The following is a 24,714-nucleotide window of genomic DNA, read 5'->3' on the forward strand; positions in this document are numbered from 1 at the left end:
AGGGCGCGGGGAAAGGAGTGCGGTCAGGTGGAGGGCCGGTCGAAGACGGTCGAGGAGGTCGGCAAGAACTTCCCGGGTTCGGAGCGCCGAGCGCTACAGCTGGGCGGCGCCGCCGTCGACGGGGAGCTCCGCGCCGGTGGTGAACGTCGCTTCGAACGCCAGGTACGCCACCGCGGCCGCGACTTCGGACGGCTCGCCGAAGCGCTGCATCGGGTTCTGCGCGGCCATCTCGGTCTTGGTCCGTTCGGCGACCTCCGGGGGGAGGGTCGCGTCGAGGATGCCGGTCGCGATCGGGCCCGGGCTGACCGCGTTGACGCGGACCCGGCGGGGCAGCAGTTCCCGCGCCAGTGACCGGGTCATCGAGCGCAGCGCGGCCTTCGTCGCGGCGTAGGCGCTGATCGAGTCGAGGCCCTTGACGTTGGCCACCGACGTGGTGAGCACGACTCCCGCCCCCTCGCGCAGCAGCGGCGCCAGCTTCTGCACGGTGAAGTACGGGCCCTTGGTGTTCACCGCGAACAGCTCGTCGTACTGCGCTTCCGGCATCGATTCGAACGGCGCGAACGCGGTCACGCCCGCGTTGACGAACACCGCGTCCACCGCGCCGAACTCCGCGCCGGCCACCCGGGCCAGCTCCTCGACGTCCGCCATCGACGCGGAGTCGCTGCGCACGGCCGTCGCCCGCTCGCCGAGCCGCCGGCGCGCGGAGTCGAGCTTTTCCTTGTCCCGCCCGGTGATCAGCACCCGCGCGCCGCCGGCCACCAGCAGCTCGGCGGTCGCGAGGCCGAGCCCGCTGCTGCCGCCGGTGATGACCACGTTCTTTCCTGCGTAAGCGTTCATGCCCCGAGTCAACCGCCGGCCACGGCGGGGCGTCCAAGTCCTGTTCCGCATGCCGCCATACCGCCGGTGCATGGCGGCGTACGCTCGGAAGGGTGGATCTCGACCTGCGGCTGGTCCGGTACTTCACGGTCGTGGCGGAGCACGGCAACATCGGCCGCGCCGCCGCGGCGCTGCACCTCGCCCAGCCCTCGCTGAGCCGCCAGATCCAGCGGCTGGAGCACCAGCTCGGCGTCCGGCTGTTCGCGCGCACGCCGCACGGCACCAGCCTGACCGCCGCCGGTGCGGCGTTCCTGCCGCGGGCCCACGCCGTCCTCGAGGCCGCCGGCGACGCCGTGACCGTGGCCCGCGCCGCCGATCCGCCGCGTGAGCTCACCATCGGCTACGTCGAGGGCCTGATCATCACCCCCGCGGTGCAGGCGCTGCGCCACCGCCACCCGGACGCGCGCATCCGGACGCGGCTGCTGCGCTGGCACGACACGCAGGCGTTGCCCGAAGGGCGGGTCGACGCGCTCGTCGCCCGCGAACCGCTGCCGTTCCCGGCGACGGTGACGCCGCTGTACGAGGAGCCGCGGGTGCTGCTGGTGCCCGTCACCCACCGGCTGGCGGGCAAGGAGGTGGTCTCGGCGGACGACCTGGGTGACGAGGAACTGGTGGCGTGCGCGGTGACACCGGCGATGTGGAGCACCCCGAAGGACGGCTCACCGCCGCCGTCGCCGGACGACAGCTTCGAGGACAAGCTCGAACTGGTGGCTTCGGGGAGCTCCCTGGCCATCCTCCCGGCCGGAGATCACCGCCCCCGCTTGCGCGAGGACGTGACGGCGATCCCGATCGAGGGCTTCGAGCCCTGCCGGGTCGTGGTGGCGTCGCGGACCCGGGACCCGAATCCGCTGGTGGCGCCGTTCCGCGAGGCCGCGCGGCTGCTGGTCCCCCTGGCGGTCGGCGCAGGCTGAGCGGTCACCCGCGGCTGACTGCGGGCGTAGGACCGGCCAGCGCGCGGATCGTCTTCGCGGCGATGTGCGCATCGGCCGCGCAGTGCCGGGCGAGCCGCAGGGTCGCGACGTCGGCGGCCGTGGCCGGGTTGGGGATGGCCAGGACCGTCATGCCCGCCGCACTCGCCGAGCGGATGCCGGATGCCGAGTCCTCCACCGCGAGGCACCGGGCGGGCTCCACGCCGAGCCGGCGGGCGGCGAGCAGGTACGGGTCCGGCGCCGGTTTGCCGTGGACCGCATCCTCGCCGGCCACCGAGGTGGCGAGCCGCGACGCCAGTCCGCAGGCCGTCACCACCGCGTCGACATAGCGCCTCGGGGACGCGGACACCAGGCCGACCGGGCCGAACGCGGCCGCCGCCGCGACGAGGTCCGTGGCTCCGGGGCGGAGGCCGACTCCGCCCCGGCCGATCTCGAAGACCATGCCGTCGGCGCATTCGGCGGCGGCGCGGCCGGCGGTGAGCCCGGGCAGCGGTCGGCGAGGTACCGGCTCCACGCGCGGGTGCTGGTGCCCTGGATCGCGGCCCAGTCCCGCGGTGTCCAGGGGTGGCCGTGGCGCGCGGCGACCGTGCCGATCACGTGGTTCCAGGCCGCGGCGCTGTCGACGAGCGTCTCGTCGAGGTCGAAGGCGGTGGCGGCGAACATCAGGCCGTCACCGTGACCGCGGTGATCTGCTCGATCGAGACCACCTTCAGCCCGTGCCGGTCGGCGAACGCGCGCAGCTCGGCCAGCCGGGCGACGCTGCCGTCGTCGTTGCACACCTCGCTGATCACCGCGACGGGCGCGAGGCCGCACCGGCGCATCAGCTCCACCGCGGCCTCCGTGTGCCCGCGGCGTTGCGCGAGGCCGCCTTCCCGCGCGCGCAGCGGGAAGACGTGCCCGGGCCGGCAGAGCATGCCGGGGGTGGTGGCCGGGGCCGCGAGCGCTCGCAGCGTGCGGGCGCGGTCGGCGGCGGAGATCCCGGACTCGACGCCGTCGACGGCGTCCACCGACACGGTGTAGGCGGTGCCCGCGGGGTCCTCGTTGTGCCGGACCATGGGCTCCAGCCGCAGGCGGTCGGCGGTTTCCGGGGGCATCGGCGCGCAGATCAGGCCGCTGGTGTGCCGCATGTAGAAGGCGAGCGCCTCCGTGGTGGCGTGCTCGGCCGCCATGATGAGATCGCCTTCGTTCTCGCGGTCTTCGTCGTCGACGACGATCACCGGCCGCCCGGCGCCGAGGTCGGCGAGAGCGGCCTGCACGCTGTCGAGCCGGGTGGTCCGGCCGGGCCGGGCTTGCTCCGGAAGGGAGACGGTCATCGACTGTCCTCTCTGGACCCCGCGAACGCGGACGGCACCGGTTGCATGATCCACAACCGCGGGCCCGTCCGCTCGGCGGAACGCCGCCCGTGACCCGAACGGGCAACGGCGTCCGCCGCCGGCCGAGGCGGTCACAGCCAGTCGTGCTCGCGGGCGTAGCGGGCCGCTTCGTGGCGGGTGCGGGTCTGGGTCTTCTGCATCGCGTTCGACAGGTAGTTGCGCACCGTCCCCGCGGCCAGGTGCAGCCGGACGGCGATTTCGGCCACCGAATACCCCTCGCGCGTGGCGCGCAGGACGTCGAGCTCGCGTTCGGTCAGCGGGCAGTCGTCGACGACGGCGAGGGCCGAGACGTCCGGGTCGATCCAGCGCTTGCCCGCGTGCAGGGCCTGGATCACCGCGGTGATGTGCGCCGGTTCCGCCGCCTTGCTGACGAACCCCTGGACGCCGAGCTTCAGCGCCTGCCGCAGCACGCCGGGGCGGGCGTGCCGGGTCAGCATCAGGATGACCTGCTCCGGGCGCGCCCGGCGGATCTCCGCGACCGCGGCGAGCCCGTCCACGGTGGGCATCTCGAGGTCGATGACGAGCACGTCGGGCCGGTGCCGCAGGGTGGCCGCCACCGCCTGCTCGCCGTCTTCGGCCTCGGCGAGCACGGTGATGCCGCCCTCCAGCGGCAGCAGCGCCGCCAAGGCCTTGCGCAGCAGGGCTTCGTCGTCGGCGAGCACCACGGACGTCATCGGACCGCCTCTTCGAACTCCGGGAACGCCACCGCCGTCAGGAACCGGCCGTCCTGCTGGGACACCTCGAGCTCCCCTCCGTTCTCCGCCAGCCGGTGCCGCAACGCCGAAAGCCCGCCGAGCGGGCCCGGCTCGCCCGCGCCGTCGTTGACGATCGCGATGCCGGTGCGGCCGAGCGTGATCCGCACGTGCCGGGCCTCGGCGTGGCGCAGGATGTTCGTCGTCGTCTCACGCAGGACCTGGCCGAGCAGCTCGCCGACGCGGGCGTCCGGCTCGGCTTGCCGTTCGAGGCGCACGTGGATGCCCGCCGCCTCGAACAGGTTCTTCGCGTTCTCCAGCTCCGCGGTCAGGTTGAGCCGCCGCTGGGCGTGGGCGAGCTCTTTGGTCTGGACGATCGTGTCGCCGACGAGCGTGTGTACCTCCCGCAGCTCCTCCCGGGCGCGGCCGGGGTCGGCGTCGAGGAGCTTTTCCGCGAGCGCCACCTTCAGCTTCACCATGTGCAGCGTGTGTCCCTGGATGTCGTGCAGGTCGCTCGCGAAGCGGACGCGTTCCCGGGCGACGGCCAGTTCCGCCTCCCGTTCGCGGGACTGCTCGAGCTCCGCGACCAGGTCGAACAGCCGCTGCGTGGCGAACATGAACCCGGCCGAGATCAGCACCGCGATCGCCGGGACGGCGACGTACTGCACCAGCCGCGCCCCGGTGTGGCCGGGGTGCACGAGCACGTTCGGCAGGCCCAGGACCGCGACCAGCGCGGAGAGCCCGAAGAGCGCCGCGAGCCGGTGGCGCCGCAGCGGCGGGACGAGGAACGACCCGACGATCGACACGCCGTAGAACGCCGCGTTGTCGTCGGTCAGGGCCCCGGCCAGCCAGACCACCGCCGTGATCACCAGGCTCGGCCGCGCGACGCGGAGGTAGTCGCCCGCCGTCCAGCGTTCGGCTGTTGCCAGCGCCGCGACCAGCCCGACCACCTGGATGGCGACGTGCCACCAGGACCGGGCGGTGAGGCCCAGCAGCAGCACGCCGACGAAGGCCAGCGGCGGCACCGTCGTGATGAGGTTGAGCCGGCGCAGCCGGTCCTGCACGGCGCCGCCGGACCACCTCCGGCGGGTCTCGGTCATGGTTCTCCTGGGTCGGGGCGGTCTCCCGCCAGCATGCCCCACCCGCCGGGGGCCGACCAGTGACGCCACGTCATGCTTCCGGGGCCGGAACGTCACGGTGCGGTGGTGACGCGGGCGCACTGCCGCCCGGCCGCGAGCGGCGCTGGAATGGCCGCATGTCCACGACACCGGTCATCGACGTCGATCGCCTGAACCTCACCTACGGCGGGTTCACCGCCGTGAAGGACCTTTCGTTCCAAGTGGAACGCGGGGAGCTGTACGCCCTGCTCGGCACCAACGGCGCCGGGAAGACCTCGACCCTGGAAACGGTCGAAGGCCACCGCGCGCCGGCCTCGGGCGCCGTGCGGGTGTTCGGGAAGGACCCTCGCGACCGCGCCGCCGTCCGCCCGCGGATGGGGATCATGTTGCAGGAGAGCGGGTTCTCCCCGGACTTGACGGTGCGCGAGACCGTCCGGCTGATCGGGCGGCTCACCGAACGGTCCGACGACACCGGGCGCGTGCTCGGCGTCGTCGGCCTCACCGGCAAGGCCGGGACCAAGGTGGGGCAGCTCTCCGGCGGGGAGAAGCGGCGGCTGGACTTCGCCACCGCCGTGTACGGCACGCCCGAGCTGGTCTTCCTCGACGAACCCACCACCGGCCTGGACATCCAGTCCCGCGACGCGCTGTGGGCCGCCGTCGACCGGCTGCGGGAAGACGGCGCGACGATCGTGCTCACCACCCACTACCTCGAGGAAGCGCAGCAGCGCGCCGACCGCATCGGGCTGATGCACCAGGGCGCCCTGCACCGCGAGGGCACGGTCGCCGAGCTGACCCGCACGCTGCCCGCCACCATCCACTTCGGACTGCCGTCGCGTGCGCCCTCGCCGCCGCTGCACGCCGCGCGCCGGGGCGACGGCCGGTTCCTCGTCGAGACCTTCGAGCTGCAGAAGGACCTGCACACGCTGCTCGGCTGGGCGCAGGACCACGCCGTCGAACTGGCCGACCTGCAGGCCGGGCCGACGCGGCTCGACGACGTCTTCCGTGCCATCGAACACGATTGAGAGAAGGACTCCCATGCTCACGATCGCTCGTGGCGAGCTGATCCAGATCTTCCGCAACCGCCTCGTGCTGGTCACCGCCCTGGTGCTGCCGGCCGCGTTCAGCGCGTTCTTCATCGCCAAGCGCGACCTGTTCACCGAAGGTGCCACCCTCGGCTACATCGCGACGCTGACCCTGTTCTTCGTGGCGGGCATCGGCCTGTACACGACGTCGGTCACCACACTGGCCGCCCGCCGGCAGAACCTGTTCCTCAAGCGCCTGCGCTCCACCGCGGCGGGGGACGCGGGCATCCTCGGCGGCCTGCTGCTGCCGATCACCGTGCTTTCGCTGCTGCAGATCGCCGTCGTCCTCGGCGTGCTGGCCGCGGTCGCCGGGAAGCCGGCGAACCCGCTGCTGCTGGTGGCCGCCGTGGTGTCCACTGTGGTCATGCTGCTCGCGCTCGGGCTGGCCACGGCGGGGCTGACGAACTCACCCGAGCACGCCCAGGTGACGACGCTGCCGGTCAGCATCGGCGTCATCGGGGTGTCCGGCTGGGTCGGCCTCACCGGCACCGGCGACCTGACGCTGCTCAAGCGTCTCCTGCCCGGTGGCTCGGCGACCGAGCTGGTGCTGAACGCCTGGAACGGCGGCGTCCCGCTCGCCCGCTCGCTCGCCCTCTTCGCACCGACGCTCGCCTGGGTCGTCGTCGCCGTCGTGCTCGCCGCACGGCTCTTCCGCTGGGAACCGCGCCGCTGACCGCGGCCGCGTGAAAGGAACCCCGATGTTGCGCAAAACCCTGCTCACCGCCGCGGTCGCCGTGCTCGCCGCGACGACCGCGTCCCCGGCGTCCGCCGCGACCGGCCTCGCCTGGGGACCGTGTCCGGCCGGCGCCTTCCCGGTGCCGGACCTGCAGTGCACGACGGTGCCGGTGCCGCTGGACTACGGAGACCCGGACGGCCGGACGATCGACGTCGCCGTGTCCCGGCTGCCGAGCAAGAACCCGGAGAAGCGCCGGGGCGTGCTGTTCACCAACCCGGGCGGCCCCGGCGGCGAGGGCCTGGACTACCCGCAGCTGCTGAAGTACCTGAAGCTGCCGCAGAGCGTGCTGGACACCTACGACATCATCGGGTTCGACCCGCGGGGTGTCGGCCGCAGCACGCCGGTGACGTGCGACCTGACACCGGAGCAGCTGGCGATCGGCAACCTGCCCTACGCCGACGGCCCTGCCGACGTCGTCAGGCAGGCCGAGCTGGCGAAAGCCGAGGCCCGGCAGTGCCGGGACGCCGCGACCGGCCCGCTGCTGCCCCACATCACCACCGCGAACACCGCACGGGACATCGACCGCGTCCGGGCGGCGCTGGGCGAGTCCACGGTGTCGTACCTCGGTGCTTCCTACGGCACGTACCTGGGCGCGGTGTACACGACGATGTTCCCGGACCGCAGCGACCGGATCGTCCTGGACAGCAACCTCGGCCCGGGCGGCTACGACATCACGGCGATGCGCGCCTTCGCACGGGGCATGGAAGACCGCTTCCCGGACTTCGCGAAGTTCGCCGCGGCGCACCCGGAGTACGGTCTCGGCCGCTCACCGGCCGAGGTGACGGCGAAGTTCCACGAGCTGGCGGCGCGCCTGGACCGCGCCCCGGTGGCGGAGGTGACGGGCGCGATCTTCCGCGGCTTGACGTTCAGCGGCCTGTACTCGACGGACCTGGCCCCGCTGGCGGCGGACTGGCAGGCCCTCGACCACGGGCAGCCGCCGAAACCGCCCGTCGTGCCAGGCTCGGTCCAGAACCTCATGGCGGCCCGCTTCGCGGTCGTCTGCGGCGACTCCGCGTGGCCGCGTTCGCTGGGGACGTACCAGGTGAACGTGGCGATCGACCGCATCCGCTACCCCCTGCTCGGCGCGGCCACGGCGAACATCTCGGCGTGCGCGTACTGGGCACCGCCGGCGGAGCCCCAGGTGCGCATCACCGGCCGCGGCCCGGCGAACGTGCTGCTGGTGCAGAACGAACGCGACCCGGGGACGCCGTTGGTGAACGCGCTCAAGCTGCGTTCGGCGTTCGGTGAGCGGGCGAGGATGGTGACTGCGGACCAGGGTGGCCACGGGGTGTATCTGATGCCCAACCAGTGCGCCAACGGTGCGGTGACGGGGTTTCTGGTGACGGGGGAGCGTCCGGCCCGGGACGTGCATTGCGCGGCTGAGGTCGGCGCGGGTTCTTGAGGGGGAACCCGCGGGGAGTGGGCGGCTGCGGGGTCCGCGGCCGCCTTCACCTCGCGCCGTCAAGGTCATCCGTGGTCTCGGCGGCGACCTCGACTCGAGCCGTGCGACGATCAGGGGGTCGCCCGCCGCCGCTCGAAAGGACCTCAAGCTCTTGCCCGTGGTGCACGCCCTGTGGTCTCCGGGCCGGGGGCTGCTGCTCTGGGCCGAGCGTGAGCGCGGCCCGGCCGGCACCTCGAGCCGGTCTGCGCGGATCGCGCTGTCGCACCCCTTCGCCGTCTCCAGTGCGGACCTGACCTCCCTCCACCCCGGCAAGCCCACGTCGGTGACCCTGCTGCTGCCCTCACGGGCGAGCCGTCCGCTCGCCTCGGAGGAGGCGACCGCGGGCGCCCCGCGGCGTGGCCCCAAGCCGTCCCTGCGGCCGTGGTCGGTTCCCGCCCTGGTCGTGGACGCCGCCGAGCTGGACGACCTCGATGGCTCGGCCTCCTACGGCTCTTCGGTCACCCACCTGCGGGCCGTGGCGCGCCTGGCCGCCGACCTCGTGCGGCGCGGGCGGGTGCTGCCGACGCTGGTCCGGCGGGGCGACGCCTCGGAGGCTCGGTGGCGGCCGGTGCTGCAGGGCGTCGACTTCGCCGCCTTCGACGCGCTGGTCGCGGCCCTGCCGCCGGTCGGGCGGGCCGAGCAGGTCGCGCCGCTCACCGGAGCCTCGCCGCGCGCGCTCGTCACCGATGCCCTGCACGTCCTGGTCGACGCGGCCGTCCGTGACCGGCTGGCGCGGGCTGATCCGCCGGCCGACCTGGGCGGACGTCCAGGCCCGGCGGGGGTGTGGCTGTCCGCTCTGCAGGGCGGTGCTCCCCGCGTCGAGCTGCCGCTGGACGAACTCGGTGTCCTCGCCGAGGCCGTCGCGAAGTGGGACGAGGTCGCCGACACCGATGTCGTCGACGGCCGGGCGTGTTTCCGGCTGGCGGAAGTCGCCACCCTGCGGCAACCGGACGTCGACGATCCCGACGACCAGACCGGCGACGGCACCAAGTGGCAGCTGCAGTTCCTCCTGCGCTCGACCGCCGATCCGAGCCTGCTGCTGTCGGCCGGGCAGATCTGGTCGGGCGAGGCGAACGGCCTGGTCCGGGATCCGCGGGGGCTGCTCCTCGCCGAGCTGGGCCGCGCCGCCCTGGTCGAGCCGGTGCTGGCGCCGGCGCTGCGCCGGACGCAGCCGTCCGAGTACGACCTGACCGTCGAGGAAGCCGAGCGGTTCCTCACCTCGGGCGCGACCCGGTTGATCGAGGCCGGGTTCGAGGTGCAGCTCCCGGCCGCCTGGGACGGCAGGCGCCGGCTCGGGCTCCGGCTGTCCGTCCGCAGCACCCCCGCCGAGCAGGTCGTCACCCGCAGCCGCGTCGGCCGCGACGAGCTGGCCGCGTTCCGCTGGTCGATCGCGGTGGGCGACGACGAGATCGGCGAGGAGGAGCTGGCCAAGCTGGTCGCGGCGAAGACGCCGCTGGTGCGGCTGCGGGGGCGGTGGGTCAGTGTCGACGCCGACCGGCTCCGCGCGGGCCTCGAGTTCCTGCGCCGCGACCCGCACCGGCGCACCCCGCGCCCCACCGCGGCCGAGCTGCTGGACCTCCTCCGCCCGGGACGGGACACCCCGCTGCCGGTCACCGGGGTCGACGCCGACGGCTGGGCCGGGGACGTCCTGGCCGGGCGGGTGCCGCAGACGCTGCCGCCGGTCGCGCTGCCGCCGTCGTTCCGCGCCACCCTGCGCCCCTACCAGCAGCGGGGCGTCGCCTGGCTGGCGTTCATGTCGGCGCTGGGCCTCGGCGCCTGCCTGGCCGACGACATGGGGCTCGGCAAGACCGTCCAGACGCTGGCGCTCGAAGCCGCCGAGCGGGCCGACGGCGAGCACCCGCCGACGCTGGTGCTGTGCCCGATGTCGCTGGTCGGCATGTGGCAGCGGGAGGCGGCGGACTTCGCCCCCGGACTCCGGGTGCTCGCCCACCACGGCAGCGCCCGCGCGCACGGGGACGCGCTCGCCGGCCAGGTCGCCGCGGCCGACCTGGTCGTCACGACCTACGCCACCGCCGCCCGGGACGCCGACGAGCTCGAGGCGTTCACCTGGCGGCGGCTGGTGCTCGACGAAGCGCACGCCGTCAAGAACGCCGACACCGCGACCGCCAGGGCGGTGCGGCGGTTCACCGCCGGGCACCGGCTCGCGCTGACCGGTACCCCGGTGGAGAACCGGCTGGCGGACCTGTGGTCGGTGCTCGACCTGCTCAACCCCGGGCTGCTCGGCAGCCGGTTCGAGTTCCGGCAGCGGTTCGCCGCCCCGATCGAGCGCCGGGGCGACCCCGCCACGGCCGCCGAGCTGCGCCGGCTCACCCGGCCGTACCTGCTGCGCCGGGTGAAGACCGACCCCGCGATCGTCCCCGAGCTGCCGGAGAAGATCGAAATCAGGCAGGAGTACCGGCTCACCCGCGAACAGGGCACGCTGTACAGCGCGATCGTCGACGAGATGATGACGAAGATCGAGAACAGCCACGGCATCAAGCGCCGCGGCAACGTCCTCGCCGCGATCACGAAGCTCAAGCAGGTCTGCAACCACCCCGCGCACCTGCTGCACGACGGCTCCCCGATCGGGCAGCGCTCCGGCAAGGTGACCCGCCTCGAAGAGGTCCTGACGGAGATCCTGGCCTCGGGTGACCGGGTGCTGTGCTTCACGCAGTACGCCGAATTCGGGCACCTGCTCGTGCCCCACCTGACCGGCAGGCTCGGTGCCGAAGTCGGGTTCCTGCACGGTGGCCTGGCCAAGGGCGCGCGCGACGCGCTCGTGGACCGGTTCCAGTCCGGCGACGGGCCGCCGATCCTGCTGCTCTCGCTGAAAGCCGGCGGATCCGGGCTCACGCTCACCGCGGCCGGCCAGGTGCTGCACCTGGACCGCTGGTGGAACCCGGCGGTCGAGAACCAGGCCACCGACCGGGCGTTCCGGATCGGGCAGCACCGCACCGTCCAGGTCCGGAAGTTCCTCTGCCCGGGCACGGTCGAGGACCGCATCGACACCCTGATCACCCGGAAGCGGGCGCTGGCGGGGATGGTCGTCGGCGAGGGCGAAGGCGGGCTCACCGAACTGTCCACCGAGGAGCTGCGCGGGGTGTTCGCACTGGGCGAGGAGGCGATCGATGACTGAGCCGCTTCCCTGGTGGGCGACCAGGTTCATCCGGGCGTCGACGGCGATCGGCGTCCTGCTGCCCGCGGCGGGCCAGGGGCACGTCGTGGCACTGGCGGTCGGCGCCGGGCGGGTCGACGCCGAGGTGCAGGACGGCCGGCCGCACCGGGTGCGGGTCGGGCTGACCGCGTTCGGGAAAGCGGAGTGGGCGGCGATCACCCACGCTCTGGCCGCGACGGCGTCCCTGACCGTCCAGCTGCTCGGCGGCGAGCTGCCCCGCGAAGTGGAGCAGACCTGCAAGGCGCTCCGGCTGCCGTTGTTCCCGTCGTCGGCGCGTGAGGTGTCGCTGGACTGCACCTGCCCGGCCGCCGAAGTGCCGTGCGGCCACCTGAACGCGGTGTTCACCGCGCTCGTGGCGCGGGTGGCCGAGGATCCGTTCACCATCCTCGCGCTGCGCGGCCGGGACCGCGAAGCGCTGCTCGAGGAGCTGAAGAACCGCCTGATCTCGGCCGAGCCGCTCCACCCCGACGACGGGTCCCCGGCCCTCACCGACGTCATGGCCACGTACTTCGACTCCGGTCCGGCCCCGGGCCTGGCCGGCGCGGCGCCGTTGCACGCGCCGCGGACGCCGGTCGACGCGCTCTTGGACCAAGCCCCGCCGTTCCCGATCACGGTGGACGGAGACGAAGTCCCCGAGCTGCTCCGGCCGGTGTACCGGGCACTCGCGGGAGAGCACGGGCCGCGGAGTTCGGTCAGCTGACGATGAGGACCAGGCGGTCACGGACGTGACCGGTCTCGGCGGCGCGGTGGGCTTCGACGACGTCGGCGAGGGCGAAGGTCCGTTCCACCGGCAGCCGGAACTTGCCGGCTTCGACCAGCTCGCCGATGGTCGCCCGCACTGCTCGGCCGGCCGCCCCGGCCGCTGATCGGCGCGGCTCAGCGGAGCCGGGCGAGCGCGGCGGTCACCGAGGGCGCGAAGGTCAGCAGCTCGTCGGCGCCGGAGAGCCGCAACGGCCGCCCGACGGTGTCGGTCTCGTCGGCTATGTCGGCGATCACCAGCAGGCGGTCGCCTGCCGCCTCGACCTTCCCCGAAGCCCGCAGGATCGCGTTGATCCCGCTGGAGTCCAGGAACGTCACCCCGGTCAGGTCCAGCGCCAGCGGGCCGGGCGGCACGGACCCGAGCGCGGCGGTGAAGTCGGCGACCGTCAGCAGGTCCACTTCGCCGGTGACGGTGAGCACGGTGACGCCGTCGATGTGACGGCGCGCGACGACGAGCGAATCGTCCGCAGACGATCCGGCGGAGGCGTTTTCGTGGCTGGGCACGTCAGGAAGTGTGCCTCGGCCAGCGGAAGCGCGCAGCGCACGCGGGCCGGCGGCCCCGGCCGGAGCCGGGGCCGCCGTCACTCACGGGTGGCGGAAGCACAGCGTTCCCCACTGGAAACCGGCGCCGATCGCCGACACCACGTACGTGTCGCCGGGACGCACGGCGCCGGTGGTGAACCGTTCGTGCAGGGCCGTGAACACGCCGGCCGAGCCCGTGTTGCCCAGGGTGTCGACCGTGACCGGCGCCCGGGTGCGGGGGACGCCGAGCTTGTCCATGGCCGCCGTGACGATGTTCAGGTTCGCCTGGTGGAGGAAGAAGTGGGTGATCTCCTCCACCGGCACGCCCGCCTCGTCCGCCGCGCGGAGGATGCTGTCGGGCAGGCAGCGCGTCGCGGTGTTCCAGACCGCGCGGCCGTTCATCCTCAGGTACGCGCCGGGCGCCGGGATCTCGACGTCGTAGGACAGCTCCGCGCCGAAGTCCCAGCCCAGGAGGCCGCCCTGGGGCGATCGGGCACGGGTGAGCACCGCCGCGCCCGCCGCGTCGCCGAAGAACACCCTCGTCGTGCGGTCCGCCGGGTCCGTCACGCGCGACGCGCAGTCGGCCGCGACGACCAGGACCGTCCGGGCCGCCGGTGTCTGCAGCAGGTGCGCGGCCAGGAACAGCGCCTGGACCCCGTTGGCGCACGCCGCCTGCGTGATGTCCAGCGTGAGCGCGCGGTCCGCGCCGAGGCGCTCCTTGACGATCAGCGCGGTCGACGGCAGCGGCTGGTCGGGGGTGTACGTGGCGACGATGATCGCGTCGACGTCACGGGCCGTCAGGCCGGCGGCCGCCAGTGCTTGGCGGGCCGCTGCCGCGCCCATCCCGGACGTCGACTCCGCCGGCGCCAGGCGGCGGCGGGTGCGGATGCCGGTGTGGCGGACGATCCACTCGTCCGAAGTGTCCAGTGTGGACGCGAGCTCGGCGTTCGGGACGACGTCCGGTGGCAGGTGGACGCCGGTGCCGGCGATCACGACGGGAACGGACAGGCCGCTCATCGCACACCGCCCGCGTAGACGTCGCGCGCCGGGTGCAGCTGCTCGCCGAGGTCGGTGTAGAACCGGCCGGACGCGCACGGCAGGCCGAGCAGGATGCGGCGCGCCGCTTCCGCGCAGAGCGCGCCACCGAGAGCCACCCCGGAAGCGAGCTGCGGCCAGCTGCTGAGCGTGCGGCCCAGCTCCCCGAACGACGCGGCCAGCTCCGGGCTGATCCGGCCGGCGTCGACCATCGCGAGGATCAGCTCGACCCTGGCCCGGGGCTCGAGCTCGAGCAGATCGACGGACTTGACGTCGCCGAGCAGCCCGTGCAGCAGCGGCCGGTCGGGCTCGGTGTCGAACCGCTCGACGTCGAGCATGCCGCGGTCGTTGCAGTCCATCACGACCGGGATGCCGAGGTCGCGCGCGTGCTCGCGGGCGGCGATCTTCACCCACGGCGTGTCGCACTCTTCGACGAGCAGGTCGAGCCCGCCGCGGAAGAAGTCCCCGATCGTGTCGGGGTCGAGGCCGGCGGGCTGGATTTCGACGTCGAGGTACGGGTCCACCTCGAACAGCTGGCGGGCCGACAGCACCGCCTTGTTGACGCCGAGGTCGTGTACCCCGGCGCGGAGCCGGTTGAGGTTCGACAGCCCGAAGGCGTCGAAGTCGGCCAGCCGGAACGCGCCGCCGATGCCCTCGAGCGCGCACGTCAGCGCCGCGCTGTTGCCGACCGACAGCCCGATGACCCCGATCCGCTTGGCCAGCAGCCGGCGCTGCTCGGGCCGCTCGATCCGGCCGCGGTTGCGGTCGGTGCGCACGAGCCGGAACTCCTCGCGCGGCAGCACGTGCACCAACCGCCCCGACCACGGGTACCAGGCCCACGTGCCGTACGCCCACGACGGGACCCCGCCGAGCTGGTCCTGCTTGCGCCGGTCGATTTCGGCTTCGTCCCGGCACGCCGGTTCGCGGCTGCGGACCAGTTCGGTCAGCTGCTCGTCGATCGTGTCGTGGACTTCGCGGACTTCGCCGGAGGCCAGCAACGCGTCCAGCGCGGCGTCCGCCGTGTGCAGCACCGGCCGCCAGACGCCGTGGTCCGGCGCGGGCGAGCGGGTCAGGGTGACCGGCGCGGGGCGGCGGGTGCGCGGCTCGGCGGCCGGCTCGGCGGGCCGGCTCGCGGCGATGACCGGGAACTCGCCGCGCAGCCGGGTGACGAGGTCCCGGTGCTGCCCGGCACCGTCGGCCACGCGGTGCAGCAGGATCACGACGTCCTCGGTGTACTGCGGCACGTACCGGCGGGTGCCGGGCACGGGCCGGAACCCGAACCGCTCGTGGAACCGGTCCTGCCCGTCCTTCGTGCCGGACGTGCCGATCATCGCCCGCGCCCCGAGGTGGTGGGCGGCGCCGATCGCCAGCGCGTTGAGGTACAGCCCGAGCCCGAGCTTCCGGGCGCGGTGCTCGACGACGAGCCTGCTATGCTCGAAGACCGTGTCCTCGGGCAGGCCTTCCGCGGCGAGCAGCTCTTCGTACCGCTCGTCCCCGAGGAATTCCCGGGACTGGTAGGGGACTCCGGTGTCCGGAGTGGACAGCCGGATGTACCCCAGCGGCGGCCCGGCGGGACTGCGCCGGGCGATGAAGTGCCAGGCGCCGAAGTCGAGGGCCTGGTCGTCGGTGTGGGTGCCGTCGGCGCGCCGGAACGCCGGGCGGCGGCCGTGGTCGAACAGGATCCGCGCGCGGAGTTCGCGGACGGTGTCGAGCAGCGCGGGGTCGCCGGTGCCGGGAAGCGGCCCGGGGAACGCGGTGACGTGCCAGTCCGGCACGGGCTCGCCGGGGTGGTTCAGGTGGGTCAAGTGTCGCCTTTTCTTCCGGGGGTGCGGGCGTGAGCGCTGGAGCCGCCCGCGCAGAGGACCGGGCCGGGAACGTGGTCCGGACCGGGGCGGAACGCTAGCAGCGGCCGGGGATCCCCGGCCCGGCGAGAGCGCGGCGCCACCTTGCGCACGGGAAATCCTTTACCCGCAAGGAATCCTGACACCCGGTGACCGGCGGGCCCGTCCATGGGGCAGCTCGGCGGCGACGGTTAGCTCGAAGGAGTGGCGGCCCGTTCCGGACGGCGATCGGCGTCCGGAACGGCGCCGAGGCTCGGCGGGGAGCCCGTTGGTGAGCTTCACCCCGGCGGGGGAGAGATCATGCCGCCGCCGGTTGCACGTACCCTACCCCCCTAGGGTATAAACGACGCATGAGCGAACAGACCTACACCGTGGCCGGCATGACCTGCGAGCACTGCGTCCGCTCGGTCACCGAGGAGATCGGCGGGATCGACGGCGTCACCGGCGTCGTCGTGGACCTGCCTGCCGGGACGGTGACCGTGTCCGGCAGCAGGGACATCGACGTCGCGGACGTGCGCGGCGCCGTCGAAGAAGCCGGTTACGAGCTGACCGCCTGAGCCGCGGCAGCTGCTCCCTCTGCGAGGACACACACACATGAACACAGCAGCGAAGCTCTCCGCCTACGGTGCGGCGCTCGTCCTGGTCGCCGGTGGCGCCTGGGCGACCGGCACCGCTGTCGGTCCCTTCTCCGGCGCGGCCGGAGTGCACGGCGGCGAGGACGCCGGGCACGGGGACGCCCACAGCGGCACCGTCGCGGAGGCCGCGACCACCGACGAGCCCGGCGGGCTCGCGTCGTCCAGGGGCGGCTACACCCTCACGCCCACCAGCACGACGCTCACCCCCGGGACGACGACGCCCTTCACCTTCCGCATCACCGGCCGGGACGGGCACGCGGTGACCGCCTTCGACGTCGAGCACGAGAAGCGGCTGCACCTCATCGTCGTCCGGCGGGACACGGCCGGGTTCCGGCACCTGCACCCCGACCTCGCGGCCGACGGCACGTGGAGCGTGCCGCTGCCGGTCGCGGAGGCGGGCAGCTACCGCGCTTTCGCCGACTTCAAGCCGGCCGGGGGACCGGCCACCACACTGGGCGTCGACCTCGTCGCGCCGGGCGACTTCCGGCCGGTGGACCACCCGCCGTCGAAGACGTCCGGTGTGGACGGCTATCGGGTCCGGCTCGACGGGGAGCTCGTGCCCGGCCGCACGTCGAAGGTGACCGTCACGGTCACCGAGAACGGCAGGCCCGTCACCGACCTGCAGCCCCACCTCGGCGCGTACGGCCACCTCGTGGCCCTGCGCGGCGGGGACCTCGCCTACCTGCACGTCCACCCCGACGGTGCACCCGGCGACGGCCGGACCGCCGCGGGCCCCGCGGTGACGTTCCACGCCGAAGTCCCCTCGGCCGGCACCTACCGGCTGTTCCTCGACTTCCGGCACGCGGGGCAGGTCCGCACGGCCGAGTTCACCGTCGACGCACGAGAGAAGGACGGCGCATGACCACCCAAGCCGGGCACCCCCGGGTCGTGACCGGTGAGGTCGAGCTGGCGATCACCGGCATGACGTGCGCGTCGTGCGCGATGCGGATCGAGCGGAAGCTCAACAAGCTGGACGGCGTCACCGCCACGGTCAACTACGCCACCGAAAAGGCGAAGGTCGTCTTCGCCGGTGACGTCGAGCCGCAACGGCTGGTCGAGCAGGTCGAAGCCGCGGGCTACGGCGCCACGCTGCCCGCGCCGAAGACCGAGACGCCCGAGACGCCCGCGACATCCGGGGAAGACGACCCGGTCGCGGCGTTGCGGCAACGGCTGATCGTGTCGGCGCTGCTGTCGCTGCCGGTCGTGCTGACGGCGATGGTGCCCGCATTGCAGTTCACCTACTGGCAGTGGATTTCCCTGATGCTCGCCGCACCGGTGCTGGTGTGGGGCGCGTGGCCGTTCCACCGCGCCGCCTGGGCGAACCTGCGCCACGGCGCCGCGACGATGGACACGCTGATCTCGCTCGGCACGCTCGCGGCGTTCCTCTGGTCGCTGTACGCGCTGCTGTTCGGCACCGCGGGCGTGCCGGGGATGAAGCACTCGTTCGAGCTGACCATCGAGCGGATGTCCGGCGACGGCAACATCTACCTCGAGGTCGCGGCCGGCGTGACGACGTTCATCCTGGCCGGGCGCTACTTCGAGGCCCGCTCCAAGCGCCGCGCCGGCGCCGCCCTGCGGGCCTTGCTCGAGCTGGGCGCGAAGGACGTCGCCGTGCTGCGGGACGGCCGTGAGCAGCGCGTTCCGGTCGACCGGCTGCAGGTCGGGGACCGGTTCGTCGTGCGGCCGGGTGAGAAGATCGCCACCGACGGCGTGGTCGAGGACGGCAGCTCGGCGGTCGACGCGAGCATGCTCACCGGCGAAAGCGTCCCGGTCGAGGTCGCCTCCGGGGACACCGTGGCCGGCGCGACCGTCAACGCCGGCGGCCGCCTGGTCGTGCGGGCGACGTGGGTCGGCTCCGAGACCCAGCTCGCGCGGATGGCGAAGCTGGTCGAGGACGCGCAGACCGGCAAAGCGCAGGTCCAGCGGCTGGCCGACCGCGTGTCGGCGGTCTTCGTCCCGATCGTGATCGCCCTGGCCGTGGCCACCCTGGCCTTCTGGCTCGGCGCGGGCGGCACGGCGTCGGCGGCCTTCACCGCCGCGGTGGCCGTGCTGATCATCGCTTGCCCGTGCGCCCTCGGGCTGGCCACGCCGACCGCGCTGCTGGTCGGCACCGGCCGCGGCGCGCAGCTGGGCATCCTGATCAAGGGCCCCGAGGTGCTGGAGTCGACCCGGCGGGTGGACACCGTGGTGCTGGACAAGACCGGCACCGTGACGACCGGCCGGATGGCGCTGGTCGAGGTGCACCCCGCGGACGGCGTCGAGGCGAACGAGGTGCTCCGGCTGGCCGGGGCGCTGGAGAACGCGTCCGAGCACCCGATCGCGCAGGCCATCGCCCGCGGCGCCCGGGAAAGGGTCGGCGACCTGCCCGAGGTCGAAGGCTTCGCGAACCTCGAAGGGCTCGGTGTCCGGGGTGTCGTGGACGGTGCGGCGGTGCTCGTCGGCCGGACGGCGCTGCTGGAACAGGGGAGCCTGCGCCTGCCCGGCGAGCTGGCCGACGCCAAGGCCGCGGCCGAACGGCTCGGCCGGACGGCGGTCGCGGTCGGCTGGGACGGCCGGGCCCGGGCGGTGCTGGTCGTCGCGGACACGGTGAAGCCGACTTCGGCCGAGGCGGTCGCGAAGCTGAAGGCGCTCGGGCTGTCCCCGGTGCTGCTGACCGGGGACGGCAAAGCCGTCGCGGAGGCGGTGGCCGCCGAGGTCGGGATCGGGCGGGTGATCGCCGAAGTCCTGCCGCAGGACAAGGTCGACGTCGTCCGGCGGCTGCAGGAGGAGGGCAAGGTCGTGGCCATGGCCGGCGACGGCGTCAACGACGCCGCGGCCCTGGCCCAGGCCGATCTCGGCCTGGCCATGGGCACCGGGACCGACGTCGCGATCGAAGCCGCCGACCTGACCCTGGTCCGCGGCGACCTGCGCGCGGCCGTGGACGCGATCCGGCTGTCGCGGCGGACGCTGCGGACGATCAAGGGCAACCTGTTCTGGGCCTTCGCCTACAACGTCGCCGCGCTCCCGCTGGCCGCGGCGGGCCTGCTGAACCCGATGATCGCCGGCGCGGCGATGGCGTTCAGCTCGGTGTTCGTGGTCACGAACAGCCTTCGCCTGCGCGGATTCCGCTCGACGTGACCGCTCCTGCCGTCAGGGAGCGCGACGGCCTTGGGCGACGCCGGCGAAGAACGTGCGGCCGCCCATGGTCATCGCCGGCTGGAACTCGCTCATCAGCTGAGTGCGGATCGGCGAGTCCGCGAACCGCGGCTCGAGCTGGAACTCCGCGGCGACCGACCACCAGGTGACCGGCACGACGCCGGACAGCACCATGCGCTGGATCGCCGTGTCGTGGGCCTCCTTGCTGGTGCTGGCGGTCGCGTCGGCCACCACGTACGTCTCGTAGCCGGCGCGCAGGGCACCCAGCGCCGTCTGCAGGACGCACCCGTCGGTGGCGATCCCGCCGATCAGCAGCCGGCGGCGGCCGGTGGCCTCGACGGCGGCTCGGAAGGCGGGGTCGAGGAACGAGTCGAAGGCGGTCGCGCGCTCGATGACCGGCTGGTCGCCGAGCGCGGCGAGCAGTTCGGGGTAGAGCGGCCCGGACGGCTTGGCAGGCTCGCCGTTCGTGACGACCAGGCCGGCGCCGTAGAGCTTCGCGGTCTTGGCCAGGCCGACCACGTTGTTCACGTGCTCGCGCAGGTCGTGCGAGCGCAGGAGGTTCGCGAAGCCGACCGCGTAGTCGACGAGCACGACGGTCGCGTTGTCGGGGGAAAGGGGTTCGAGGTTCATGCCGATTCCTTTCGGGTGAGGCGGGTGGCGGCGCGGACCGCGGGCGCGATCTCGCTGCCCAGCCGGTGTACGGATTCGCGCACCTGTGCGGGCGGCAGGCCGCCCCAGTCGGCGAGCAGCTGCACGCGGTCGTAGCCGACGACTTCGTGCAGGCGCACGAGCTTGTCCGCCACGTGTTCGGAGGTGCCGATCATCAGCGGCCGGTCCGGCCCGGCGCCTTCGGCGAAGTCCGGGCGCGACACGGTGTACCCGCCGCCGCCGGGCCGCTTGGGCCGCAGGAAGTCGTGGTAGTGGCGGTAGGTCGAGGCCGCCTCTGCCGCCGAGGCCGCGCCGAAGTAGTGCGCGGCGACACCGAGCCGGAGCCGGTCGCCGTGGCCCGCCTGCCGTCCCGCGGCGCGGTAGAGGTCGGCGAGCTGCCGGAGGTGGCCGGGGTGGCCGCCCAGGTAGCCGAGGATCAGGGGGAGCCCGAGTGCGCCGGCTCGCGCCACGCTCGACGGCGAGCCGCCCGCACCGATCCAGACCGGGAGGGACGCGCTCCGGGGCACCACGACCGCCCGCTCCAGCGGCGGCCGGTCCCGGCCGCGCCAGGACACCTCGGGTTCGTCGCGCAGCCGCAGCAGCAACCCGAGCTTCTCGGCGAACACCTCGTCGTAGCGTTCGATGTCCACCCCGAACAGCGCGAAGGGCTCCGGGTAGGCGCTGCGGCCGACGGTGATCTCCGCGCGGCCGGCGCTCAGCAGGTCCAGCGTCGCGAAGTCCTGGTGGACGCGGACCGGGTCGTGCACGCTGAGCACCGTCACGCCGCTGGTCAGCCGGATCCGGGAGGTCCGGGCGGCGACCGCCGAGAGCACGGGCACCGGCGACGAAACGGCGAAGTCCGCGCTGTGGTGCTCGCCGACGCCGAAGACGTCGAGACCTTCCTCGTCGGCCTGCACGCCCAGGTCCACGATCTGCGCCAAGCGGGCGGCTTCGGTCACTTCCCGGCCGTCCACCGTGCGCGGCTGCCGGTCGGCCAGGGTCGCCACGCCGATCTCGACGCTCATCGCCGCGTGCCGCTTTCGTCGTCCATGGCTTCTCCTCCGTTCGGGAAATCTGGAAGGGGTCTTCCGTTTCACCTACGGTACGCTATCCGGAAGACCCCTTCCAGATCGAGGTGAGTGAGCCGTGACACCCGGTCCCCGGCGGCCCCGCGCGGATGCCGCGCGCAACCGCCAGCGCCTGCTCGACGCCGCGGAGGCGGTGTTCGGCGAGTCCGGCATCGACGCCCCGATGAGCGAGGTGGCCCGCCGGGCCGGCGTCGGCATCGCGACCCTGGCGCGCAACTTCCCGGCCCGCGAAGACCTGATCGCGGCCGTCTTCGGCCCTTCGATGACGGCCTACGCGGACACCGTGGCCGCCGCCGCGGCCGACCCGGACCCGTGGCGGGCGTTCTGCGGCTTCATCGAACACGTCTGCCGCATCCCGCAGCGCGACCGCGGCTTCGGCCAGGTGCTGACGACGATGTTCCCGGGCGTGGAGCCCCTCGAATCGGAACGCCAGCGTGGCCTGCGCGAGTTCATCCGCCTGGTGCGCCGGGCCAAGGAGGCGGGCGGCCTCCGTGCGGACTTCTCCCCGCACGACCTCCCGCTGCTCATGCTGGCCACGGGCGCGGTGACCCGCCCCGCAACCCCGGCACTGGCCGCGGCGGCCGACCGGCTCGTCGGCTACCTCCTGCAGGCGTGCGCCGCGGGGAACACCGATCCGCTGCCGGGCCTGCCGCCACCGCGGGAGCTGTACCGGGCGCTGGAGATCAGCCAGCGCCACTGACCGGTGGCCGATCGCTCAGGGCAGGTTCAGGCGCGGGTGTCGAGGACGACGCGGAAGCGCGCGTCGCCGGACATCATCCGCTCGTAGGCGGCCGGTGCCGCCGACAGCGGCATGATCTCGTTGCGGCTGCGGATCCCGCGCTCGTGCGCCAGCCGGAGGCCGTCCTCGTTCTCGATCGCCGGCGTCCGGACCTTGATCGGGTCCGGCGCGGCGCCGACCACGAGCAGCTGTCCCCGGGTGCCTGATCCGCCCACGCGCGTGTGGGTGACTGGACGCTGCCCGCCGTGCCCGGGTCGGCGGAGCCGCCCCTCGGCCAGCGCGTCCCCCGGGGGCCCCACCGATGAGAAATCCCGCGCCGGATCGTCGGTTCAGGTAGCCCCCCGTACCCCGTGGAAGGATGGCTGACCATGACCGAGGCCACGCCGCTCGGCGCCGATGAGGCCGCGTTCATCGCGGCGGCCCTCTCGGGCGACCAGGCGCGGTTCGCGCTCGTCACCGAGCGGCACCGGCGTGACCTGCAGCTCCACTGCTACCGGATGCTCGCGAACTACGAAGACGCCCAGGACCTGACCCAGGAGACCTTCCTGCGGGCGTGGCGCAGGCGGGAGTCGTTCCGGGGGCACGCCGCGCTGCGGACCTGGCTGTTCCGGATCGCGACGAACGCCTGCCTCGACTTCCTGGACAAGCGCCACGACCGCGCGCCCCTGCCTGCCGAGGCCCCGGAGGTGCTGTACCTGCAGCCCTACCCCGACCGGGCGCTGCCCGAGGACCCGCAGGAATCGGTGGTGGCGCGGGAGACGATCGAGCTGGCGTTCGTCGTCGCCGTCCAGCACCTGCCGCCGCGGCAGCGGGCCGTCTTCATCCTGCGTGACGTGCTCGGCTGGCCGGCGTCGAAGGTCGCCGGGGCCCTCGAGTTGACCGTCGCGTCGGTGACCAGCGCGCTGCAGCGGGCGCGGGTGACGGTGCGCGAGCGGCTGCCCGGCCGCCGCCTCGACTGGCGGAGCCCCGCCACGCACGAGCTGTCGGACGGCGAGCGTGCGGCGGTGAAGTCCTACATCGACGCCCACGAGCGCAACGACCTGGCCGGGCTGAGCTCCCTGCTGCGCGACGACCTGCGCTTCGCGATGCTGCCCGAGCGCGGCACCGGCACCACGACGGCCGAAGACGCGGTGAACGGCTGGGTCTCCGGCGGGCTCTTCCGGCCCGGCCACGACGACTGGCGCGGGATCGCCACGACGGTCAACCGGATGCCGGCCGCCGCGTTGTACCTGCGCGCCCCCGGCGAGCCGGAGCACCGGCTGTTCGCCGTCGCGGTCCTGCGTGTCGTCGACGGCAGGATCGCCGAGCTCACCGGGTTCGCCGCCGGCGGCACACCGTGGCCGGGCCTGCCGCCGGCGCTGTGACCGGCCTCGACCGGCCTCAGCGCCTCGTCGCGTACCGCGTCAGCACCACGCCGCCGGGGAAGGTCCGCGTCTCCAGCAGGGTCAGGTTCACCCGGCTGTCCAGCGCGGTGAAGAACGGCGTGCCGCCACCCACCAGGACCGGGTGGGTGGCCACGGCGTACTCGTCGATCAGCCCGGCCCGCATGGCCGCCCCGGCGAGCGTGGCGCCGCCGATGGTCATCGGGCCGCCGTCGCCGTTCTTGAGCCGGGTCAGCTCGGCGACCGCGTCGCCGGTGACCAGGCGGGTGTTCCAGCCGGCCTCGTGGAGCGTCGAGGAGAACACCACCTTCGGCGTGTCCCGCCAGTTCCGCGCGAACGCGATCTCCGCCGGGGTCGCGCCGGGCTGCCGGTCCGCGGTCGGCCAGAAAGAGCTCATCGTCTCCCAGAGCTTGCGCCCGTACAGCGTCAGCTCGCTCGCCCGCTCCTGGTCGAGCCACCACCGGAACAGCTCCTCGCTCGGTGGCCCGCTCCAGCCGATGTCGTCACCGGGCGCGGCGATGTAGCCGTCCAGGGTCAGGTTCATGCCGAAGATCAGTTTCCGCATCGTGCCTCCCGTGCGTCGTTCTCACCCGTGAAAGACGGCTGAGGCGCGGGAAACTCATCGGTGCGTCCGCGGGCGGGTCCGGCTCAAGTATCCGGCGTCGGCTCCTCCGAGAGCCAGGCGAGCGCCTCGGCGACGGTCGGCTTGACGGTCATGGCGCGGTCGAGTGCGGTGAGCTGCAGGTGCCGGAGCACCGTGCGCTGGGCGCAGACCAGGCAGAACGCGATGCCCGCGGAGTCCGCTGCGTGCGCGAAGATCTGGAGGGCCGCGAGGCCGGAGGAGGAGAGAAAGCCGACCTGGTCGAGGTCGGCGATGACCGCGGCCGGCGAGCCGGCGAGGGTCGATTCGAGGTGCTGGGCGAAGGCACGCGCCGTGGCGAGGTCGATCTCGCCCGACACGGCGGCCAGTACCACGCCGGCGTCGCGGGTGATGGACACGGCGATTCTCCCGTGGCCGCTCAATACTCTGTCGTGGAAGCAATCCCGCATTGCCGTGCTCCTTGTCGTCCGGGACTTCTTTCGTGGTGGCGTGGGCCGGGTTCAGGCGGCGCTTTCGTGGTTTTCGAGCCCCACGGCCTTGCGCAGCTGGGCGCAGTCGCGGTGCAGCTGCGGGTGGTCGTCGGAGAGGTGGGCCATCAGGTCGCACAGGCCCGCGGCGATGGCGTTGAGCTTGTGCTGGGTGGCGTCGTCGGAGCGTTTCTGGGTGTTCTGCAGCAGGGCGACGAGCAGGAACGTCACGATCGTGGTCGCGGTGTTGATGATCAGCTGCCAGGTGTCGAAGCTCGGCAGGATCAGGAAGGACGGTGCCCACAGGACGACCAGCAGGACACAAAGGACGAAGAACCACGCGCGTGAGTGAATTTGCTGACGACGCTGGCGAACCGGTCGAACGGTCCGAGCTGCACATTCACGTCAGAAGGCATGGTGGCCGGTCGGGAGGATGGTGA

Annotated in this window: 26 protein-coding genes and 1 pseudogene; 12 read left to right on the plus strand and 15 right to left on the minus strand. The window is 73.4% G+C overall.

The annotated features are described in order from the left end of the window. Positions 1–93 precede the first annotated feature (93 nt). The gene (locus tag HUT10_RS45570) at positions 94–837 is read right to left on the minus strand and encodes an SDR family oxidoreductase (RefSeq protein ID WP_176176892.1); all 744 of its coding nucleotides are present in this window, start codon (positions 835–837) and stop codon (positions 94–96) included. Positions 838–929: 92 nt separating this feature from the next. Between HUT10_RS45570 and HUT10_RS45575 the strand changes: the two genes are divergently transcribed. Continuing rightward, positions 930–1,787: a LysR family transcriptional regulator gene (locus HUT10_RS45575; RefSeq protein ID WP_176176893.1), complete on the plus strand. Its 858-nt coding sequence runs from the start codon at positions 930–932 to the stop codon at positions 1,785–1,787. A 4-nt stretch (positions 1,788–1,791) separates the two neighbouring features. Here the strand turns inward: HUT10_RS45575 and HUT10_RS45580 are convergent, their stop codons facing one another. After that, complete coding sequence (locus HUT10_RS45580; protein WP_176176894.1) at positions 1,792–2,319, minus strand: HAD family phosphatase; 528 nt, start codon at positions 2,317–2,319, stop codon at positions 1,792–1,794. Between the two features lie 12 nt (positions 2,320–2,331). On the opposite strand from HUT10_RS45580, the gene HUT10_RS45585 reads away from it, so the two are divergent. Further along, positions 2,332–2,484 (plus strand): hypothetical protein, encoded by a 153-nt coding sequence (locus HUT10_RS45585; protein ID WP_176176895.1) that lies wholly within the window; start codon positions 2,332–2,334, stop codon positions 2,482–2,484. On the opposite strand, the gene ribB is transcribed toward HUT10_RS45585, so the two are convergent. The 3 genes from ribB to HUT10_RS45600 all read right to left on the minus strand — a co-directional run bounded on the left by ribB (position 2,468) and on the right by HUT10_RS45600 (position 4,970). Continuing rightward, complete coding sequence (gene ribB / locus HUT10_RS45590; RefSeq protein WP_176176896.1) at positions 2,468–3,118, minus strand: 3,4-dihydroxy-2-butanone-4-phosphate synthase; 651 nt, start codon at positions 3,116–3,118, stop codon at positions 2,468–2,470. The two genes, HUT10_RS45585 and ribB, sit on opposite strands and share 17 nt — an antisense overlap. Positions 3,119–3,249: 131 nt before the next feature. After that, complete coding sequence (locus HUT10_RS45595; RefSeq protein WP_176176897.1) at positions 3,250–3,852, minus strand: response regulator transcription factor; 603 nt, start codon at positions 3,850–3,852, stop codon at positions 3,250–3,252. Next, positions 3,849–4,970: a sensor histidine kinase gene (locus HUT10_RS45600; protein ID WP_176176898.1), complete on the minus strand. Its 1,122-nt coding sequence runs from the start codon at positions 4,968–4,970 to the stop codon at positions 3,849–3,851. Before HUT10_RS45600 ends, HUT10_RS45595 begins: the two co-directional genes overlap by 4 nt. Before the next feature lie 155 nt (positions 4,971–5,125). Between HUT10_RS45600 and HUT10_RS45605 the strand changes: the two genes are divergently transcribed. The 5 genes from HUT10_RS45605 (at position 5,126) to HUT10_RS45625 (ending at position 12,122) form a co-directional block, all read left to right on the plus strand. Then, on the plus strand, positions 5,126–6,010 hold the full coding sequence (locus tag HUT10_RS45605) for an ABC transporter ATP-binding protein (RefSeq protein WP_176176899.1): 885 nt from the start codon (positions 5,126–5,128) through the stop codon (positions 6,008–6,010). Positions 6,011–6,023: 13 nt separating this feature from the next. Further along, positions 6,024–6,743: an ABC transporter permease gene (locus HUT10_RS45610; RefSeq protein ID WP_176176900.1), complete on the plus strand. Its 720-nt coding sequence runs from the start codon at positions 6,024–6,026 to the stop codon at positions 6,741–6,743. Positions 6,744–6,771: 28 nt separating this feature from the next. Then, positions 6,772–8,208, plus strand: a complete 1,437-nt coding sequence (locus tag HUT10_RS45615) for an alpha/beta hydrolase (protein WP_176178355.1) — start codon at positions 6,772–6,774, stop codon at positions 8,206–8,208. A 151-nt stretch (positions 8,209–8,359) separates the two neighbouring features. Beyond that, positions 8,360–11,383: a DEAD/DEAH box helicase gene (locus HUT10_RS45620; protein WP_176176901.1), complete on the plus strand. Its 3,024-nt coding sequence runs from the start codon at positions 8,360–8,362 to the stop codon at positions 11,381–11,383. Then, positions 11,376–12,122 (plus strand): hypothetical protein, encoded by a 747-nt coding sequence (locus tag HUT10_RS45625; RefSeq protein WP_176176902.1) that lies wholly within the window; start codon positions 11,376–11,378, stop codon positions 12,120–12,122. The genes HUT10_RS45620 and HUT10_RS45625 overlap by 8 nt, the downstream gene beginning before the upstream one ends. Here the strand turns inward: HUT10_RS45625 and HUT10_RS45630 are convergent. From HUT10_RS45630 to HUT10_RS45645, 4 genes and pseudogenes are all read right to left on the minus strand, one after another. Next, a pseudogene (locus HUT10_RS45630) lies at positions 12,115–12,261 on the minus strand (zinc-binding dehydrogenase); the annotation flags it as partial. The gene HUT10_RS45625 and the pseudogene HUT10_RS45630 sit on opposite strands and share 8 nt — an antisense overlap. A gap of 37 nt (positions 12,262–12,298) precedes the next feature. Beyond that, positions 12,299–12,685, minus strand: a complete 387-nt coding sequence (locus tag HUT10_RS45635) for an STAS domain-containing protein (RefSeq protein WP_176176903.1) — start codon at positions 12,683–12,685, stop codon at positions 12,299–12,301. An 81-nt stretch (positions 12,686–12,766) separates the two neighbouring features. Next, positions 12,767–13,720: a 3-oxoacyl-ACP synthase III family protein gene (locus HUT10_RS45640; RefSeq protein ID WP_176176904.1), complete on the minus strand. Its 954-nt coding sequence runs from the start codon at positions 13,718–13,720 to the stop codon at positions 12,767–12,769. Beyond that, the gene (locus tag HUT10_RS45645) at positions 13,717–15,543 is read right to left on the minus strand and encodes a ThiF family adenylyltransferase (protein ID WP_176176905.1); all 1,827 of its coding nucleotides are present in this window, start codon (positions 15,541–15,543) and stop codon (positions 13,717–13,719) included. Before HUT10_RS45645 ends, HUT10_RS45640 begins: the two co-directional genes overlap by 4 nt. Positions 15,544–15,929: 386 nt before the next feature. On the opposite strand from HUT10_RS45645, the gene HUT10_RS45650 reads away from it, so the two are divergent. Genes HUT10_RS45650 through HUT10_RS45660 form a run of 3 tightly spaced genes read left to right on the plus strand, consistent with a single transcriptional unit; the run spans position 15,930 to position 19,331 of the window. Then, complete coding sequence (locus HUT10_RS45650; protein WP_176176906.1) at positions 15,930–16,136, plus strand: heavy-metal-associated domain-containing protein; 207 nt, start codon at positions 15,930–15,932, stop codon at positions 16,134–16,136. 37 nt (positions 16,137–16,173) lie between these two features. After that, a complete protein-coding gene (locus tag HUT10_RS45655; protein ID WP_176176907.1) occupies positions 16,174–17,076 on the plus strand; it encodes a hypothetical protein in 903 nt (300 codons plus the stop codon). Continuing rightward, positions 17,073–19,331 carry a cation-translocating P-type ATPase gene (locus HUT10_RS45660; protein WP_176176908.1) on the plus strand — a complete coding sequence of 753 codons (2,259 nt, stop codon included), beginning with the start codon at positions 17,073–17,075 and terminating at the stop codon, positions 19,329–19,331. Before HUT10_RS45655 ends, HUT10_RS45660 begins: the two co-directional genes overlap by 4 nt. Positions 19,332–19,343: 12 nt before the next feature. Here HUT10_RS45660 and HUT10_RS45665 read toward each other — a convergent pair whose 3' ends face one another. Together HUT10_RS45665 and HUT10_RS45670 are read right to left on the minus strand one after the other, a co-directional pair. Beyond that, complete coding sequence (locus HUT10_RS45665) at positions 19,344–19,979, minus strand: isochorismatase family protein (protein WP_176176909.1); 636 nt, start codon at positions 19,977–19,979, stop codon at positions 19,344–19,346. Continuing rightward, positions 19,976–21,022: an LLM class flavin-dependent oxidoreductase gene (locus HUT10_RS45670; RefSeq protein WP_176176910.1), complete on the minus strand. Its 1,047-nt coding sequence runs from the start codon at positions 21,020–21,022 to the stop codon at positions 19,976–19,978. Before HUT10_RS45670 ends, HUT10_RS45665 begins: the two co-directional genes overlap by 4 nt. A 121-nt stretch (positions 21,023–21,143) precedes the next feature. Here HUT10_RS45670 and HUT10_RS45675 point away from each other — a divergent pair, with 121 nt between their 5' ends. After that, positions 21,144–21,785, plus strand: a complete 642-nt coding sequence (locus HUT10_RS45675) for a TetR/AcrR family transcriptional regulator (RefSeq protein ID WP_176176911.1) — start codon at positions 21,144–21,146, stop codon at positions 21,783–21,785. Between the two features lie 26 nt (positions 21,786–21,811). Here HUT10_RS45675 and HUT10_RS45680 read toward each other — a convergent pair whose 3' ends face one another. After that, positions 21,812–22,039, minus strand: coding sequence for a hypothetical protein (locus tag HUT10_RS45680; RefSeq protein WP_254897318.1), 228 nt, complete (start codon positions 22,037–22,039; stop codon positions 21,812–21,814). Between the two features lie 153 nt (positions 22,040–22,192). On the opposite strand from HUT10_RS45680, the gene HUT10_RS45685 reads away from it, so the two are divergent. Then, positions 22,193–23,188, plus strand: coding sequence for an RNA polymerase subunit sigma-70 (locus HUT10_RS45685; RefSeq protein ID WP_176176912.1), 996 nt, complete (start codon positions 22,193–22,195; stop codon positions 23,186–23,188). Between the two features lie 16 nt (positions 23,189–23,204). On the opposite strand, the gene HUT10_RS45690 is transcribed toward HUT10_RS45685, so the two are convergent. From HUT10_RS45690 to HUT10_RS45700, 3 genes are all read right to left on the minus strand, one after another. After that, positions 23,205–23,771, minus strand: coding sequence for a dihydrofolate reductase family protein (locus tag HUT10_RS45690; RefSeq protein WP_176176913.1), 567 nt, complete (start codon positions 23,769–23,771; stop codon positions 23,205–23,207). Between the two features lie 83 nt (positions 23,772–23,854). Beyond that, a complete protein-coding gene (locus HUT10_RS45695; protein WP_176176914.1) occupies positions 23,855–24,205 on the minus strand; it encodes an STAS domain-containing protein in 351 nt (116 codons plus the stop codon). A 102-nt stretch (positions 24,206–24,307) separates the two neighbouring features. Beyond that, complete coding sequence (locus HUT10_RS45700; protein ID WP_368660834.1) at positions 24,308–24,628, minus strand: low affinity iron permease family protein; 321 nt, start codon at positions 24,626–24,628, stop codon at positions 24,308–24,310. Positions 24,629–24,714 lie beyond the last annotated feature (86 nt).

The organism is Amycolatopsis sp. Hca4 (genome assembly GCF_013364075.1).
GTDB lineage: Bacteria > Actinomycetota > Actinomycetes > Mycobacteriales > Pseudonocardiaceae > Amycolatopsis.